The organism is Leptospira stimsonii, from assembly GCF_003545885.1.
Taxonomy (GTDB): Bacteria; Spirochaetota; Leptospiria; order Leptospirales; family Leptospiraceae; genus Leptospira; species Leptospira stimsonii.
This window is the reverse complement of record NZ_QHCT01000002.1, coordinates 171,695-186,347: the sequence shown is the minus strand read 5'-3', so window position 1 is coordinate 186,347 and position 14,653 is coordinate 171,695. Positions and strand designations below refer to the sequence as shown.

13 protein-coding genes are annotated in these 14,653 nt (G+C 44.4%); 6 read left to right on the top strand and 7 right to left on the bottom strand.

What is annotated here, in order from left to right; translation table 11 throughout:
- The first annotated feature begins 72 nt into the window (after positions 1-72).
- Positions 73-1,383, top strand: coding sequence for a glycosyltransferase (locus DLM75_RS08945; RefSeq protein WP_118968183.1), 1,311 nt, complete (start codon positions 73-75; stop codon positions 1,381-1,383).
- Here DLM75_RS08945 and DLM75_RS08940 read toward each other — a convergent pair.
- On the bottom strand, positions 1,375-2,436 hold the full coding sequence (locus tag DLM75_RS08940; RefSeq protein ID WP_118968182.1) for a glycosyltransferase family 9 protein: 1,062 nt from the start codon (positions 2,434-2,436) through the stop codon (positions 1,375-1,377). The two genes, DLM75_RS08945 and DLM75_RS08940, sit on opposite strands and share 9 nt — an antisense overlap.
- Positions 2,433-3,035, bottom strand: a complete 603-nt coding sequence (locus tag DLM75_RS08935) for a DUF4254 domain-containing protein (RefSeq protein WP_118968181.1) — start codon at positions 3,033-3,035, stop codon at positions 2,433-2,435. Before DLM75_RS08935 ends, DLM75_RS08940 begins: the two co-directional genes overlap by 4 nt.
- 127 nt (positions 3,036-3,162) lie before the next feature.
- Here DLM75_RS08935 and DLM75_RS08930 point away from each other — a divergent pair, with 127 nt between their 5' ends.
- Complete coding sequence (locus tag DLM75_RS08930; protein WP_118968180.1) at positions 3,163-4,935, top strand: patatin-like phospholipase family protein; 1,773 nt, start codon at positions 3,163-3,165, stop codon at positions 4,933-4,935.
- Here the strand turns inward: DLM75_RS08930 and DLM75_RS08925 are convergent.
- The 5 genes from DLM75_RS08925 to DLM75_RS08905 all read right to left on the bottom strand — a co-directional run bounded on the left by DLM75_RS08925 (position 4,918) and on the right by DLM75_RS08905 (position 10,838).
- A complete protein-coding gene (locus DLM75_RS08925) occupies positions 4,918-5,556 on the bottom strand; it encodes a phosphorylase family protein (RefSeq protein ID WP_118968179.1) in 639 nt (212 codons plus the stop codon). The two genes, DLM75_RS08930 and DLM75_RS08925, sit on opposite strands and share 18 nt — an antisense overlap.
- Positions 5,546-7,483, bottom strand: coding sequence for an AMP-binding protein (locus DLM75_RS08920; protein WP_118968178.1), 1,938 nt, complete (start codon positions 7,481-7,483; stop codon positions 5,546-5,548). The genes DLM75_RS08925 and DLM75_RS08920 overlap by 11 nt, the downstream gene beginning before the upstream one ends.
- Before the next feature lie 6 nt (positions 7,484-7,489).
- The gene (gene argC, locus DLM75_RS08915; protein ID WP_118968177.1) at positions 7,490-8,506 is read right to left on the bottom strand and encodes an N-acetyl-gamma-glutamyl-phosphate reductase; all 1,017 of its coding nucleotides are present in this window, start codon (positions 8,504-8,506) and stop codon (positions 7,490-7,492) included.
- A gap of 186 nt (positions 8,507-8,692) precedes the next feature.
- Positions 8,693-9,793 carry a recombinase RecA gene (recA, locus tag DLM75_RS08910; RefSeq protein ID WP_118968176.1) on the bottom strand — a complete coding sequence of 367 codons (1,101 nt, stop codon included), beginning with the start codon at positions 9,791-9,793 and terminating at the stop codon, positions 8,693-8,695.
- Positions 9,794-10,013: 220 nt separating this feature from the next.
- Positions 10,014-10,838, bottom strand: coding sequence for a hypothetical protein (locus tag DLM75_RS08905; protein ID WP_118968175.1), 825 nt, complete (start codon positions 10,836-10,838; stop codon positions 10,014-10,016).
- Positions 10,839-11,029: 191 nt separating this feature from the next.
- On the opposite strand from DLM75_RS08905, the gene DLM75_RS08895 reads away from it, so the two are divergent.
- From DLM75_RS08895 to DLM75_RS08880, 4 genes are read left to right on the top strand one after another with little or no spacing between them, the layout of a single operon-like run.
- Positions 11,030-11,419: an HIT family protein gene (locus tag DLM75_RS08895; RefSeq protein WP_118968173.1), complete on the top strand. Its 390-nt coding sequence runs from the start codon at positions 11,030-11,032 to the stop codon at positions 11,417-11,419.
- A 37-nt stretch (positions 11,420-11,456) separates the two neighbouring features.
- Positions 11,457-11,834 carry an LIC11742 family lipoprotein gene (locus DLM75_RS08890; RefSeq protein ID WP_118968172.1) on the top strand — a complete coding sequence of 126 codons (378 nt, stop codon included), beginning with the start codon at positions 11,457-11,459 and terminating at the stop codon, positions 11,832-11,834.
- Between the two features lie 48 nt (positions 11,835-11,882).
- Complete coding sequence (locus DLM75_RS08885) at positions 11,883-13,265, top strand: TldD/PmbA family protein (RefSeq protein WP_118968171.1); 1,383 nt, start codon at positions 11,883-11,885, stop codon at positions 13,263-13,265.
- Positions 13,265-14,599, top strand: coding sequence for a TldD/PmbA family protein (locus DLM75_RS08880; RefSeq protein WP_118968170.1), 1,335 nt, complete (start codon positions 13,265-13,267; stop codon positions 14,597-14,599). The genes DLM75_RS08885 and DLM75_RS08880 overlap by 1 nt, the downstream gene beginning before the upstream one ends.
- Positions 14,600-14,653 lie beyond the last annotated feature (54 nt).

Sequence of the window (14,653 nt, the reverse complement as noted above, 5' to 3'; positions counted from 1 at the left end):
AAATTCGATAATTTCTTTCGATCGATTGATACAGAGGATTCCGGTAAAGCCCGTGATTTTAGGAGATCTTTGATGAGAATTCTTTATTTTTCCGATACCTTTCTTCCCAAAGTGGACGGTGTCGCCATTTCCATGAAAAATTTTGCGGAGCTTCTGGCAAAACGGGGACATACCTTTATGATCTGTTGTCCTCGGTACGGGGAAGGGGACTTTGATCATATCGGCGATTCGATTCGAATCGAGAGATTTCGAAGCGGTTATCTTCCGAGTTATCCGGATATCAAGGTGGTCCTACCTTCTCCGAGTAAGATCAAAAGAATCATCAAAGAATTCGAACCGGATCTCGTTCACATTCATACTCCAGGATTGCTAGGTCTATACGGAATCAACGCAACTGAAAAATACGGAATTCCTACGATCGGAACCTATCATACTCTCATGTCCGAACAAGACATGTATCTTTCCTTTTACAGACTTTTGAAATTGGATAAACTTTTTTTAAGAGCGAGTAAGTCCGAGAAAAAGTTGAAGATCAAGGATTTGAGTAAGATCGAAAAATTCGACAAGTTTAACATCCGTAAAAAGATCATTTTGAAAATTTCGAACAATATCTATGAACGTTGTGATCTGATCATTTCTCCTTCTCACCTGATCGAAAAACAACTGAGAGAATTCGGACTCAAGACAAAAATCGCCGTGATATCGAACGGACTGGATCTGACTAGTTTCAAAGGGACGATCAAAAAACTTCCCACTTCTCCGAAACTCCTTCACGTAGGAAGAATCTCGTATGAAAAAAATTGCGACGTGATTCTCAACGCGTTCAAATTGATTCACGACGAAATTCCGAATTCTACTCTTACGATCATAGGAGATGGCCCGGCTCTTCCTTCTCTGAAAGTGCAAGCGCAGAATTTAGGACTCGAAAACGCGATCACCTTTACGGGCTTCATCAAACGGGAAGAACTTCCCGAAGAATATCCGAAATACGATTTATTTTTAACGGCTTCCACGATGGAAACCCAAGGTCTTGTAATCTTAGAATCTGTCGCCTGCGGACTTCCGGCGGTCGGTGTGGATTCCTTTGCGATTCCGGAGCTCATCCACGACGGAAAGAATGGCTACATCGCGAAGCCCTTCGACGTAAAGGGAATCGCCGAAAAAGCGGTTGCGATACTCAAGGACGCGGCGTTATACGAATGTTTTTCGGAAGAATCCATCAAGATCTCCAAAGGACACGAGATGATGGCTTGTGTGGATAAGATGGAAGAGGTCTATAAAACCGTAGCGAGCGTAAAAAACAAAAAGAAAAGAAACACGTTGATCAACATGCTGTTTTCTCTTCCCGATCCTTTGGATCAGTTCTTGCGGTTTTTAGAATAGGGTATTGATGTTATAAACGACTCGAATTCGTTTGATTACGTCTTCGGGTTGAATCCATTCCATACAGGCAAAGTCTTTACGAAAACAGGTCGTGTTTCCATAAATACTACAAGGTCTGCATGGTAGATTATCGATTTGTAATACTCCCGAATCTTCCTGTCCGAACGGCGCGAAACCGGAAAAGGGATGTGTGGTTCCGTAGATACCAACGACGGGACGTTTTAAGAGCGCGGCGATATGAACGTTCGAAGAATCCATTCCGATCATGATATCCATCTTTTCCATGATCCCAAGTTCCCCGCGAATTCCTAACTTCCCGCCGGAGACAATCTTTAGAGATTCTTTGCTTCCTTTGGACCAATGTTCCAAAATTTTAGATTCTTCCCTGGAACCGAAAAGAAAAATTTTTACACCTGGAAATTCTTCGAGAAGAAGTTTGAGAAGCGCCTGACTTTTTTCCCGAGGCCATTCTTTGAGTTCATGACCTGCAAACGGAGCAAAGCCGATCCAGAGTCCTTCTTTCTTTTTTACGTTCTGCGATTCGAAAAATTCTTTGGCGAAAATTTTGGACTCGGGATCCACATTGATCCAAGGTCCTTTCCTTACTGTGGCAGGATAACCGGCGTTTTCAAAAACTTTGAGATATCGTTCGACAGTATGAGGAAGCGGGGTAAGAACTTTTTTTTTCTGACGAATTTGTCTTAACTTTTCCCTTCTTCCCTTAACGATCCGATACACACCGATTCCACGAATTAAAAAAAGTAAACTGATCAGACGAGATCGAACGGAAGAATGAAGATCGATGACTTTTTCGTAAGGTCCTAATTTGTTGATCTCTTTAAAAAGACGATACAATCCCTGAAGTCCGCGGTATCTTTTGAGATTGAATCCGACTACGTTTACGTTCGGTATGTTGTAAAAAAACGGAGCATAGTTTCCGCGGGTAACGATCGTAAGTTGGATGTTCGTATATTTCGCCGCGATTGCGATGATCGCCGGGGCCATAAGGGCGACGTCGCCCATGGCCGAAAAACGCATGACTAATAAGTTCATGATTTTTTGGAATACAGGGACGGGTTCAGATTCTGATCGTTGTACATCTTCATCTGGCGATAGACTTTGTAAAACTTGTCTCCGTTTTTTAGGTCTTCGAGAAGTTCGTCGAGACAAGTGGAAAGATCGACTCTTTGTTCGAGGAGGACTTCGAGCTTACGTTTACAATTTTGGATATGCGTCTCGTCCACGTCTTTCCGTTGGGTCTGTTCTTCCATGTGATAAATTTTGAGTTCGAGGATGCTCATCCGGTCGATGAGCCAGGCGGGGGTTTCCGAGTTCATTCTTGCTCCCGGTTTTTTGGGAACCGATTTGAATTCGGATGAAATTCGATCATCTAAAATTTCAACAAGATCGGTACGTTCTTGATTCAATTTGTCGATCTGTCTTTTATAACCCACCAATTCTCTGTCGGGAAGGTCCGGTCTACGGATTTCGTCTTCCACGTGCCATTGGATCGTGTCGATTTGATTTTTACTATAAAGAATGGATTCTACGCTGTCAGACGGGAAGGGATTTGGGGACGTGGCTTCTTTTTTATGCCAGTCTACAACGGATTGACGAAAAACGGATACGACTGAGTTCGCTTTCAAGGTCATTGTGTATAACTTTGTGCGGTAACCCAGAAAATCAAGAGAAAAGCACGGGAAGAAAGCGGATTCAAGAAATGCAATCGGAGAAATCCTTTACATTCTCGTCCAAATCCGATAGAGTCGCCTGCGTCCTATGGCACGAAAAATACATCCAGAAATTCTGAAATTTCTTTCCGGTATCTCGATCTTTCAAAAGTTATCGCCGGCGGTTCTCACTCGGATCTATCAAAATATAGAAGAGAGAAACATTTATAACCACGACGTCATCTACTATCGAGGAGATATCTCGGATAAACTTTTTATAGTTCGACACGGCGAGGTGATGCTCACGTTCGGAGAGTCGGGTAAGGCCGTGAAATATTTGGGCGAGGGAGAATTTTTCGCGGAGAATAGTCTGATGACTCGAACACAACACGGCGGTTCGGCGGTAGCCGTTATGGATTCGCTTTTGTATGTGTTAGACGGACATTTTTTTCTGAAACTTGCGGAAAAGGAACCGATCCTTTCGGCAAACTTGATTCGATTGATGAGCAATCGTTTTCGGGAACATTTGGAGCCGAGCGACAAACTCACGTCCGTGCCAAGAAGGATGATCTGTCACGTTCCATTGGAAGAAGTGCAAGGATATAAGGAAAAGTTGGATTCGATCGTAAAGATCAGCGCTTATTCCCACGAGGGCAAGATGACCTTGGTTTCGATGGAATCATTCGAGAAGCTGAGCTTACAGGAAGCGATACGGAAATTATCGATCCTAAGAAATCAATATCCCGTGATTCATCTCTATTTTCAGAGTGCGGGATTAAAACCGGAGTTGGACAAACTTCTTTTACAATCCGATCAGATCGTTTTTTGGGAAGATAATCCCGAAAGAAATCAAAAGAAGAAAACGGAAATTTTAACGTACTTCCGATCTCGAATCCGTAATTTCGCGGGGAGAACGATTCGATATATCGATTCTTCCAATTCGATGCACCCCGAAGACAGCGTAAAACATCAGAAGATCTTTCATAAAGAAGAAACGTTCGGGAGATACTTGGTTTCTCGAACCAGAGGTCTTGCGTTAGGTGGAGGTGGGGCCAGAGCTCTTGCGCATATAGGGCTTTTGAGAGTATTAGAAAGAGAGAATATAAAGATCGACTTCGTATCCGGAGCCTCTTTCGGCGCGGTGATCGCGGCTTTGTATGCGAGGGGAGAGAATACGGATTCGATCCACAAAATGATCTACAAGTTTTTCGGAGGTTTGGATAAACCGTTCGATCCGACGATTCCACTCGTTTCTTTTTTCAAGGGAAAAAAGATGAATCGAATGCTAAAGGATGCGTTCGGTTCCACTCTCATCGAAGATTTAAAGATTCCGTTTGTAACATCCGCCGTGGATCTTCACAGCGGAGAAGAATACGTGATGGATCGTGGTCCGGTTTGGGAAGCCTTGGCGGCGGCCATGAGTCTACCCGGAATGTTTCCTCCCGTCTTTCACGGAGATCATCTTCTTGTGGACGGAGGTGTGATCAACAACGTACCGGAAAATTTAATCCGACAAAAAGGAGCCGATATCATCCTTTCCGCAAACGTATCACCATTGCGGGATGAGGCGATCGTACGTCTTCTCGAAGACCGAAAGATCACTGGAAAATCCTTTTTTAAGAATCTTTGGGAAGATCTCAAATACCCTCCCATCTTAAAGATCATGGGACGCGCGATCACGTTAGAAGGAAGGGAGATCACAAGATTACGAAAGGATAAGATGGATCTTTTTATCAATCTTCATATCGAAGAATATTCCTTTTTTGATTTTGGAAGATTCCGTGAAATCATACGGAAAGGGGAAGAAGAAGCGGATCAACATTTAGAAGAAATCCACGGACTTTTCAATCCCGGCAAAAAGTTTTCAAACAAAAAACGATAGAAGAAAATCCTGAAGGCGAGTCGATTCTCTTCTGTAATTTTGTTTCCATTCCTCGCTACCGCTCGGGCCAACCGTATTCGTAAGCGCGAAGAACGCGCAGAATGGAATTTGAAATTCGGAACAAACACGAGCGAGTCCGAAACATTCCATATTCTCAAAACCGAGATCCTCCGTTCTTAGAAATTCCAAACTTCTTCCGGAGACGGTGTCGATCGTAACGGAGCCGGTTCCGTTCGTTTTGGATGGAAGAATTTCCTCAACCGCCTGGAATTGAAAAGGGCTTCTGAACTCGAAAGAATCCGCAACGAATTCCGGGACTCGAATTCTCTTTTCTATTTTTGCAATTTCTTGATTTTGAAACTCATGAGAATAACCGAAACGACCTTTCCAAAAACTCGGATGCAACCAAGGATAAACCCCGGCTGAACCCAAGAATAGGATCTGAGATGGAAGGGGTTCATTTTGATTTCGTTTTTCGAGAAGAAATTTTTGAAGATTTAAGGCCGCTTCTAAATTACCGACTCCGCAGAGAAAGGTGTTCCAGCGACCGGAATCTGCAAACTGATCCAATTCTTCGGAGATCGCGGAGCAGAAAAGAGTGGTTGCCGGCTCAATCTTCATCGTTTGCGTAGAGAGAATGAATTACATTTTCGTAAAGTTCGAAAACGACGTTTCGTTTGAGTTTCATCGTTTCGGTCATTTCTTTTCCCTTTTCAAATTCTTTCGGTAGAATGTGGACGTGCGCGATTTTTTCGAAGGACTTAAATCCGGCACGAGTGGAAATTTTCTCTTTTACGATATTCTTAAAAAAATGAAGGAGATCCTTGTTTGCGTTCCAATCGTCTAAGTTTTTAGGAACGGATTTCCCTTTGGAATGAAATTCCTCGATGACCCGATCGTAAAAAGGAACGATCAGGACCCCGAGATTTTTACGATCCTGTCCTACCACGATCACTTGATTGATGAATTCGGATTCCGCTAGTTTGGCTTCGATCGGAGCTGGCTCTAAGTTTTCACCGCCGGAGAGTACGATCGTGTCCTTGGCTCTTCCCGCGAATTTCAATTCTCCCGTTTGAGTCCAAGTCAAAATGTCTCCTGAATCCAACCAACCGTCTTGCAACGCTTTGGCGGTTTTTTCAGGTTCTTTGTAATAACCGGCGGTAACGTGGGGGCCCTTATGCCATGCGACTCCCTTTTCTCCCGGTTGGGTCACGATCTTACCGTCCTCACCGACGAGTTTAATCGCTGTTCCGGGTAATGGAGCTCCTATGGCGCCGTTTTTCGGAAGAGGGAATTCTCCGATCGCTCCGATTCCCGTCGTTTCCGTCATTCCGTAGGTTTCGATGATCGGAATCCCCGCACTCCGAAAGAAAAATTGAATGTGATAGGGCATCGCTCCTGCTCCGCAAAGAGCGAACCTCATTTGTCCTCCGAAAAGATCCCGAACCTTTTGTAGAATTCGATAAGAAATGAATTTCAGAGGATACATCGATAAAAGGAGAATACTTGCAACAAATCGGTCCAGTATCTTCTGATTCGGATTTTCTACTTCCGTAGTCGTATAAGAATCCCGGATGGTGTCCTGCAGACTTGTGGTGATCGCCGCGATTTTAACCGCAAAATGAAAGAGGTTTTGTCTGAGAGGCGGACTTTTGCGGACCGTATCGTGAATTCGTTTGTAAAGACCTTCCCACAGTCGGGGAACGGAAACAAGGACCGTAGGTTTCACTTTTTGCATATCAGCCGGGATCGTCGGAACGGAGGAACACGCCATAGAAGCTCCCCAAGCGATGAGAGTAGTTTCTAAGAGTCTTTCCGCGATATGCCAAGGAGGAAGAAAGAGAATCGTTCTGTCTTGATACGATCCGGGAACAAATTCCTGGAGTTGATGAATTCCCCAAGTAAAACTTCTGTGGTTGAGCATCACGCCTTTGGGCGCGCCCGTCGTTCCGGAAGTATAGATGATCGTAGCCAGATCTTTTCCAACGAGGGCTTCTCCTCTTTGGTGATAGGCTTTGTCTCCCTTTTTGATTCGAATCTTTTCGCCTTCCAAGAGCGCTTCTTCTAAGAAGATAAATTTTACTCCGCCGAGTTGATTGCGCGCGCTTTCCAAATCCTTCCACTTATTAGGAGGATCGATGAGAAGGATGGTCTTTACGTTTGCAAGACTAGATTTTTCTTCTAAGAGTTTTTTGAGTACCTTTTCATTTTCTAAAAAAAGAACTTTTGCTTCACTGTGACCGAGAATGTATTTCAAATCGTCAAGGGTGGCGTCGCATCCTCTCGGAACGTCGATACAACCGATCGTGACCAAAGAAAGGGAACAAAGAGACCATTCATATCGATTGTCGCAGATGAGACCTGCCGTGTTTCCTTTTTCTAAACCGAGTTCAATCAAAAATGAGGAAAGATGGAGCAGGTTTTCATACCAATCTTTGTAAGAAATGCCCCGGAAGTCACCGGCTTCTTCTCGAATCCAATACATAGGTCGATCTGCGTAAACCGAGGCGACGTCCCTTACTAAATGGTAAAGACTCGTTTTTTCCATAAGAGATTAGGGGAGAAGTCCCGTGGTTTCTTTGGCGCCCGTCATCAAGTTGATGTTTTGAAGAGCCTGTCCGGCGGCGCCTTTGACGAGATTGTCTAAGGCAGAAACGACGACTAACGTGTTTCCTCTTTTTCTCAAGGAGATATCTAAGAAATTCGTGTTTTGGACTTTCTTAAGTTCGATTTCTTCAGGTGATTTTAAGATTCGGATAAACGGTTCGCCTTTGGAAGAATCCAATAAAACTTGCATCGGATCAACGGCCGGCTCGGTTTCGAATTCCAAAAAGATGGTCGAAAGAATTCCTCGAAAGACCGGCAAAAGATGAGGGACAAACAAAACCTCCGGTTCTTTGAGACCGGAATGAGAGAAGATATATTCTTGGATTTCCGGTTCGTGTTGGTGCGTGAGAATTTTATAAGCCCGAAAGTTTTCGTAGACTCCTGTATAAGAAAAGCCAGCGTCTTCGGTTCTTCCACCCGCGCCTGAAACTCCGGATTTGGAATCGGCGACAATTCTCGGTTTTAGATTTTTTCTGAGTTCGTTTAACAAAAATACGGGAAGAATCACCGATGTGGAAAAACAACCCGGATTGGATACGAAGTCCGCACCCTTGATCTTGTCCCGAAAGATTTCTGGGATTCCAAAGATCGCTTTTTCAACGTAGGAAAATTTTGTATGTTTGAGTTTATAAGCCTTTTCTAATGTTTCTTGGTTGTGAAGTCGAAAAACCCCGGAAAGGTCGATCACCTTATGGCCTGCGTCTAAAAATTTCGGTGCTGACTCGATTGAAACCTCGTTGGGTACGGCTAAGACGACTAAGGATTTTTTCGGAACTACGTCCTCGTGTTTGTGGAAGATCAGATTTTTTGGAAACGGAATTTCCGGAAAAACTTCGGAAAGTGTTTTTCCAGCGAGTTTATCGCTCGTGATGTGGACGACTTCGTGTGTGGATTGATGCGAAAGAAGAGAAAGAAGTTCCTTACCGGTAAAACCTCCCGCTCCTAAAATACTGATTTCTGCCATATTCCCCTTGTCTTGTTTCTTCTTTGGAAAGAAGAGAAACCACTTTGCGAAAACGAATTTGATTCTTCGTCGTTTTCCGGGTAACTATTGGGAAAGAATTTAATGGGAGGACTCTGTTGTAACTAAAAAAAACGCCGGATGATTTCTCATCCGGCGGTCAAGGGTTCCTAAAAAGAAAGCCAGTGTTTATCCCGTAGCTTCTTCCAATTTTTCCTCTTTTTCTTTGCGAGGCTTTTTGTCCTGCGCTAAGAGGGGAAGGCTATTCAGATCTCGAACCATATTCTCGATCGTGAATGCGGTTTCAGGATTGGATTTCAGATACTCTTTCGCCGCATCTTTTCCCTGCCCGATTTTTTCCGTGTTATAGGAATACCAGGCTCCTGCCTTATTGATAATATCATGTTTCACACCGAGGTCAACCAGAGAACCCTCTCTGCTGATTCCCGCGTTGAAAATTATGTCAAATTCTGCCTGCTTAAAGGGCGGTGCACACTTATTTTTGACAACTTTGACACGAACTCTGTTTCCGATCGATTCTTCTTTTTCTTTGATCGTTTCGATTTTGCGGATATCCAATCGAACCGAACAATAGAATTTGAGCGCGTTTCCGCCCGTTGTAGTCTCCGGTGACCCGAACATGACTCCGATTTTCATCCGAATCTGGTTGATGAAAATCACTACGGTTTTTGATTTTGAAATGGTTCCTGTGAGTTTTCGGAGGGCTTGGGACATCAGACGGGCTTGTAAACCCATGTGAGAATCTCCCATATCTCCTTCGATCTCTGCTTTCGGAACAAGAGCCGCCACCGAGTCGATCACGATCAAATCAATCGCGTTGCTTCGAACGAGGGATTCGCAGATTTCCAATGCCTCTTCCCCGTTGTCCGGTTGGGAAACCAGAAGTTCGTCGATATTGACGCCTAACTTCTTCGCATAAGAAGGATCCAGAGCGTGCTCCGCATCGATGAAGGCCGCCACGCCCCCTCGCTTTTGCGCTTCGGCAATTGCAGAAAGTGTCAGAGTGGTTTTCCCGGAGGATTCCGGACCGTAGATTTCTACGATTCTTCCGATCGGATACCCTCCGATTCCAAGAGCGATGTCCAGATCCAGAGATCCGGTAGGTATCACTTGCACCGTTTGTCTCGCGGCATCCGACCCTAATTTCATGATCGCGCCTTTTCCAAATTGTTTTTCAATCTGGCTCATAGCCTGTTCGATGGCTAACTTCTTGGAATCGTCTACGCTCTGTGGTTCTTCTTTTGACTTCTTCATAATACCTTCTCCCATTTATTCTGCCTCCGTTGTAACGGTTCCTGGCAGTTGCTCTGCGGTGCAGAAGCGGTTCACTTTTTTGAGTATAAATCTTATACCGGACAAAAAAGAATCATCCGGAGTAAAAAAATGCCGGTTCTGATTAGATTTTTCGAAAACTTGGGTTTATGTCACCCGGTTTTCTCTGTGCAAATCTAAAATATACGTAAGTATTTGTATAGCAAATTTTTGAAGGCTATTTCGAAAGAATCGATTTTTTTTCTTGGTCCAAGGTCTTCTGCGCCTGCATCGCTTTTCGAAGTGTTTCTCTGTTACGAACGAGAAAATTTCTAAAAAAGAAAATCGTAATGAAGAGCCCGCAGAGCACCAGAAAGGCTCCCAAACCGAAACGTGCCCAGAACGAAAACGTATTTTGACTCGGAAAGAAGAATAACGTGCCATCCAGGAGACGAAGACGATCACAACCTTGACAGTGGGAACTTTTTGACTTAAAGTAAGAATTCAATTCTCCAATGGACTGAGAATCCGCTATTCTCCATTCGTTTGTTTCTTGCGAGTAGAGAAGCGTTTCGTCTTCGGAGAAATAGTAAAAGGCCGAACTCAGTCCTGCTTTTGGAAATTCCACGGAAGGGATTCCACCCTGTCTTCCGAGATAAAAATCAACGTAATACGCTCCGACGGAAAAGGTCTGAATCTGTGAAAAATTCGGAAACTCGTTTCCGAACGTAACGAGATGAAAAAGCTCCGTTTTCTGATTTCGAATTCTCAATCCTCCTAAATTCGGAATTTGTTTTAATTCTAGTTTTAAGGGATCCTTTGTGGGAAAATTCTTTCCATCGAGTTTGGGAGTGAGAACTTTTTTTAAATAGAGTTGCAACCTCGATTCTTCTTCTTTTTTCCACGTTGGAATGGTTTCGATCAGCCACGATTTTTCTACGATCGCAGGTTCTCCCAAAAATCGTTTGAGTGATTCCATCCTTTGAGAAATGCTCTGACTTTGCGCGAACGATGTCTGACTCCAGAAAAGAAGAAGTATAAAAAGAATAGAAAAACGTTTCATAGGGAATCCTTTTTAGTGAACGGAACTTGGATCCAATTTCGAGGATTCTCATCCTTTCCGAGTTTTCCGATCTGGAAAGAAGAATTCCGAACGGAGGAATCATTTTTTCGAATTCTTCAAAAACCGTTTTCTCCTATACAAGATGAGATTCTTTGGGAGACTCATAAAATTCGAAATAAGGTCTTTGTATCATGATTGATTGTCCGATTTGCCAAGTCTATCAGTCCGGTGAAAAACCGGAAATCCTTGCTCGTTTCGGAGAATTCTCCATACGCCATTCGGAAGAGGAAAAACGATTGCAAGGGTATCTCTACATCGAACCCGCCTCTCACTGGACTTCCTATCAAGAATGGAATAGCGGAGCCTTTGCCGATTTCGGAAAGGCGCTAGAGTTTGCGACAAAGTGGATCTATCAAAATCATTCTCCCGTTAAAATTTATACGGTCACCGTTTCGGAAATGGTGCCGCATATGCACTTTCATCTGATTCCGCGTTATACGGACGATCTAAAAGGTGTGGATTATATCCGTCTGGCTCTTCAAGGGAAACTTCCCGGAGCGGAATCGATTCAGAATCTTTGATGTATTTAGATTAGAATTTGAATTTGGAGAAAAGGATATGAGAATTTTGAAACTAAAAAACATTCTGCTTTTAGGAATGATTTCATTCTTACTGAGCGGTTGTATTTACCGTGACATCCGCGTTCCGGGGCTGGGAACAAACTATACGCAGTATCTGATCAATTCGGAAGATTTTCAGATCCTCGGTACGGTGGAAACCGAAGGAGTTTATACTTCTTGGTTGATGCTCTGGGTCACGGGGGAAACGGGTTATAAAGAATTGTTGGACAAGTCCAAGGCGATGGGTGGAGATGAAATCATCAACTATCGTTTTGAAGTGCAGGAAACCAGCATCCTTCTCGTCGTCTGGAATCGAATCAAATGGAAGGCGACCGCACACGCCATCAAATACAGAGAAAAAATCAAGAAGCCATAAGTAGAATTTGAAAAGACTCCGGAACAATCCGGAGTCTAACAGGATAGAATGCAGACAAACAAAGCCCACCTGATCCTGGAAGCAGGCCTTTCCAGAAAAGCAGATTTCGTCGAAATATTTGAAGAAGAAACCAGATCCTCCTCGGTAAGTTTGAGAGATCGTAAGATAGAACAGAGTTTCGCGGGGATCGACTACGGAATCGGAATCCGTTTGATCTATGGAACCGACGTCCTCTACGCACATACGAACAACGAAGATCCGGAACATCTCATTTCTCTCATAGACCTTCTCGCCGATTCCAGAGGAGCCGCAAAAGGAAAAGGACAAGCCCTTGTGTTTCGAGGAGATCTTAAAACCCCATCTTTTCCAGTGCAGATCACCGATCCTAGAAAAGTTTCTCCGGATCAAAAATTAGAAATTCTTTATAGAGCGGATCAAACCGCAAGAGCTACGTCTTCGCATATCGTTCAGGTCAGTGCGTCCGCGTCGGATTCCGTTTCCAAGATCGGAATCTACAATTCGGAAGGTTTGGCCTTAGAAGACCTAAGGGTGAGAAGCAGATTTAGCATCAACGTCGCGGCCGAGAAAGAAGGAGAACGTTTTGTGGCATCGGAAAATCCGGGAGCCAGAAAGGGTTTTGAGTTTTTTGCAAGTCTTCCCATCGAGCAACTTTCCAAAACGGCCGCGGAAAGGGCTTTGATGATGTTATCCGCCGGTTATATCGAAGGAAAAAAAATGCCGGTCGTGATGGGCAACGGATTCGGAGGAGTGATCTTTCATGAAGCCTGCGGACATCCTCTGGAAACGGAAGCCATTCGTAAAAAGTCTTCTCCCTTTGTGGACAAGTTGGGACAATCCATCGCCCAAGCATGTCTGACCGCCATCGACGACGGAACCATTCCCGATTCTTGGGGAAGTATTTCCGTGGACGACGAAGGAATGGCTCCTCAGAAGACAGTTCTCATCGAGAATGGAATTCTTAAAAATTATCTTTCCGATCGAATCGGAGCCGAGGAAGTCGGAGTCGCAAGAACCGGAAGCGGACGTAGAGAAAGTTATATGTATGCTCCGGTTTCGAGAATGAGAAATACATACATCGCCGCAGGAAAGGATTCCTTCGAGGATATGCTCACGGGAGTAGAATACGGACTTTTCGCCAAAAAGATGGGCGGAGGTTCGGTAAATCCTTCCACCGGAGAATTTAATTTTTCGGTCGAAGAAGGATACGTTATCCGAAACGGCAAGATCGCGGAACCGGTGAGAGGCGCGACTCTGATCGGAAAAGGCGACGAAATTCTTCCTAAGATCAGTATGGTAGGAAACGATTTGGAACTCGCGGCAGGGATGTGCGGAGCCGCTTCCGGTTCGGTTCCCGTAACGGTCGGTCAACCGACTCTCAAAGTGGACGAAATTCTCGTGGGAGGACGCTGATGGACTTGGATCAATCCGTTGAATACGTGTTAGGCGTTTGTAAACAAAAAGGTCTCGATCAATACGATCTCGTCGGTTCGGAATCCAAGGACGTTGGAATCGAACTTTTTAAAAAGAGAGTGAGTAACACCGAACTTTCCAATTCGAGAGGAATCGGAATTCGTCTGATCCAAGACGGAAAACCCGGCTATTCCTACAGCGAAAAACTTTCCGAAGAAGCCTTGTCCCAGATGGTCGAAGACGCAATCGCTCAGGCAAAGATATCGGATCCTTTGGACATCGATCTTCCCGGACAAACGGAACTTCCGAAAATTCCGATTCGTTCTTACGAAGAATCTTTGGAATCCCTGGGTTTTGAGTGGTTGAAATCCACCGGAGAAAAACTGGACGAACTCGCTTGGACGGCCGACGAACGAATCGAGAACGTTCCGTATTCTTATGCGGGAAAAACCTGGAACCGATTTATATTAGCAAATTCGAAAGGACTGTTTCACAGCGAAAAATCGAATCTGATCTCCGCGGGAGTTGCGTTAGTCGCAACCGACGGTAAATCGAAAAAGATGGGTGGTTATACGAAGTCCGGATTGGACATCGATCAAATCCGACCCGAAAAGATCGTATCCACTGCGACCGAACGTTCTCTTTCTCTTTTGGGAGCGGAACCGGTAAAGAGTGGAAATTATCCGATCGTTCTTTCCAATCGGGTCAGTCCTCAGATTTTCGGAATGTTCTCTTCCCCGTTTTCTGCGGACAGCGTTCAAAAAGGTCTTTCCCGTCTGGAAGGAAAACTCGGTTCTCCGGTCGCTTCTCCGATTTGGAACGTATTCTGCGATCCTCATATCGTGGACTATCCCGGTTCGAGACTTTTAGACGCCGAAGGAGTTTTGACTCGCAAAAAAGCGATCATCGAAAACGGAATTCTTCAGACGTATCTTTATAACTTAGAATCCGCAAAAAAAGCGGGTGTGAGTTCGACGGGCAACGCGGTTCGTTCTTACGGAGGACGTGTGGGAACTTCATTCACCAATTACGTCGTTCCGAAAGGGAAAGAATCCCTTGAAGACTTACTTTCCCGTTATCCGGAATGTATCTATGTTCTAAAACTGGAAGGTGGTTCGGGTTGTAGCGCGGTTTCGGGAGAAATTTCGATCGGAGTGCAAGGATTCTATTATAAAAATGGAAAGCCCGTTCATCCCGTGGATCGTATAACAATGAATTTAAACTTTTTTGATCTTCTTTTTGCAATCGAAGGAATTTCAAACGAGTACAACGATTCCTATTCTTCCATAAAGATTCCCGATATATTAATTCGGGAAGCGAGCATCGCCGGGTAATCCGAGTTTTCGCTTGCAGATCTTTTTACTCCGAGGTTTTCTTTCCGAAACAAA